Annotated in this window: 2 protein-coding genes; both read right to left on the minus strand. The window is 61.9% G+C overall.

What is annotated here, in order from left to right; genetic code table 11:
* Positions 1-130 precede the first annotated feature (130 nt).
* Complete coding sequence (istB, locus tag JJ918_RS17180; protein ID WP_291890111.1) at positions 131-859, minus strand: IS21-like element helper ATPase IstB; 729 nt, start codon at positions 857-859, stop codon at positions 131-133.
* Positions 789-2357, minus strand: a complete 1569-nt coding sequence (gene istA / locus JJ918_RS17185) for an IS21 family transposase (RefSeq protein WP_291890113.1) — start codon at positions 2355-2357, stop codon at positions 789-791. The genes istB and istA overlap by 71 nt, the downstream gene beginning before the upstream one ends.
* Between the last annotated feature and the right edge of the window lie 114 nt (positions 2358-2471).

Consider the following 2471-nt stretch of genomic DNA (forward strand, 5'->3'; position numbering starts at 1 on the left):
TGTCAATCGGCGTCGAATGTTGACCCCTTATAGGCGTGCAATTTTGACCCTCCCTTCTGCCAGGATGATGCCGGCCGGGCGCGCGGACCGTTAGAGTCTGCACGCGACCGGCCTTGTGTTGATGTCGGGGTTACGCCCGGTTCTTGAAGCGCCAGCTTTCGTTGCCGGTCTCGACGATCTCGCAATGGTGGGTGAGCCGGTCGAGCAGCGCGGTGGTCATCTTGGCATCACCGAAGACGCTGGGCCATTCACCGAAGGCCAGGTTGGTGGTGACGATGATCGAGGTGCGTTCGTAGAGCTTGCTGATCAGGTGGAACAGGAGCTGGCCGCCGGTTTGGGCGAAGGGCAGATAGCCAAGCTCGTCCAGAATCAGGAAGTCGAGCCGGGAGAGCAGGTCTGCGGTTCGCCCCTGCCGTTCGGCACGGGCTTCGGCGTCCAGCTTGTTCACCAGATCAACAACGTTGAAGAACCGTCCGCGCCGGCCGGCCCGGATGCAGGACCTGGCAATGCTGACGGCAAGGTGCGTCTTGCCGGTTCCGGTACCGCCGATCAGCACAAGGTTGCGTTGGTGGTCGAGGAAGTCGCCGGTGGCCAGGTCGCGGATCAGCGTCTCGTTGATATCGGTTGCCTCGAAGTCGAACTCTTCAAGTTCCTTGGCCAGCGGCAGCTTGGCGATTGTCATCTGGTATTTGATCGACCGCGCCTGCTTCTCCGATATCTCGGCGGTCAGCAGGTCGCCGATGATCTGTTGCGGCTCGTGCTGGCGCTTGAGGGCCGTGCTGATGATCTCATCGTAGGAGGCTCTCATTCCATAGAGCTTCAGCTTCCCCATCGCGTCGATCACGTCGGAACGTTCCATCTGTCTGTCTCCTCAGGCTGTCATAGCGGCTGCAGTCGGCTGTTGGCTCGCAAGTCAGTTGCAGCGCGTCCGGGGTTGCGATTGTCAGGGGCGGCGGCGGTTCGCGATGACGGGCCAGGATGTTCAGAACGACACCGGCGGAATGGACGTTGTGTGCCAGCGCCTCGGCGCAGGCGGCATCGACAGCGTCCAGGCCATCGGTGAGCACGGCGGCAAGGATATCGACCATCTGCCGGTCGCCACCTGGCTGGCGTTCCAGCTTGCGCTGTACGCGCCGCAGAGCGGTCGGCAGGTCCCACGCCTTAAATGGCGCTCCGTTGCGCAGGGCGCCGGGTTTGCGGGCCAAGACGGGTATGTAATGCAGGGGATCGTAGACGGTGTTGTTGCGCCCGAAGACACGCTCATGGCTGCCGACGATCCGACCATCCTGCCAGCATTCCAGCCGATCGGCATAGGCTCTGATCTCGACCGGCCGCCCCACCGCGCGGGCATCGACCGAGTATCGGTTCTTGTCGAAGCGGATCAGGCAGGTTTTTGAAACAGATGCCGGCACGGCATGGAACCCGTCGAAGGGACCGACATAGGGAACAAGGCTCGCCCGCTCTTCTTCGAACGCCTCCCAGATGGTCTGCTCCCGCAGTTCCGGATGCGTGTTTGCCCGGGCGTAGGCGATGCAGCGGTCTTCGAGCCAGGCATTCAGTTCGGCATAGGATTTGAACTTCGGGCGCGGCACGAAGAACCGCCGGCGGATCACGCCCACCTGGTTCTCGACTTGCCCCTTCTCCCAGCCGGACGCGGGTGTGCAGGCAACCGGCTCGACCAGGTAATGTCCGCACATCTGCTGGAAGCGGCGATTGTAGGCCCGATCCTTGCCAACAAAGATCGTGTCCACCGCCGTCTTCATGTTGTCGTAGATGCCTCGCGCGCAGGCGCCGCCGAAGAAGGCGAACGCCTTGTCGTGCGCGTCGAACACCATCTCCTGGGTCTCGCGAGGATAGGCTCGCACATACGGCATCCGGCTGTGGCACAGGCGGATATGGGCGACCTTCACTGTTGTGGTCACACCGTCGATCAGAACGATCTCGTGGCTCCAATCGAACTGGTAGGCTTCACCTGGATCGAAGCTCAGCGGAACATAGGCGCTGGCCGATGCCTCCTGCATCGCCTTGGACCAGCTGGCCGCGTAGCGCCGCACGGCATCATATCCGCCGCCATAGCCGCGGTTGCGCAGCTTCTCGTAGATCCGGATGAGCGTCAGCCGTTCCCGCTTCGGCTGCCGGGTATTGTCGGCCAGCATCGCATCCAGCTCGGAACGCCAGGGATCGATCTTCGGACGGGGCTGCGTCGTGCGGTCATAGGTGAACTCGGTTGCACCCGATCGGATGACCTTGCGCACCGTATTGCGGGACACCCGAAGCTCGCGGCAGATCTGTTTGATCGACTTGCCATCGATGAAATGCGCGCGCCTGATCTTCGCTATCGTCTCCACAACCAACATCCCCTGACCGCTCCCTCTCGTTCCAGAGGAAGCTTCTGATCAGAATTATCAGGGGGGTCACTTTTGGACGCCGATCACCCCATAACAGGGGTCAATCTTGCATGCCGATTCACA

Source organism: Maricaulis sp., from assembly GCF_017642925.1.
In the GTDB taxonomy this organism is placed as follows: Bacteria; Pseudomonadota; Alphaproteobacteria; order Caulobacterales; family Maricaulaceae; genus Maricaulis.

Excerpts from the sequence above, each read along its gene's own strand:
- istB (WP_291890111.1), bottom strand. The coding sequence starts at position 859 with ATGGAACGTTCCGACGTGATCGACGCGATGGGGAAGCTGAAGCTCTAT.
- istA (WP_291890113.1), bottom strand. The coding sequence starts at position 2,357 with ATGTTGGTTGTGGAGACGATAGCGAAGATCAGGCGCGCGCATTTCATC.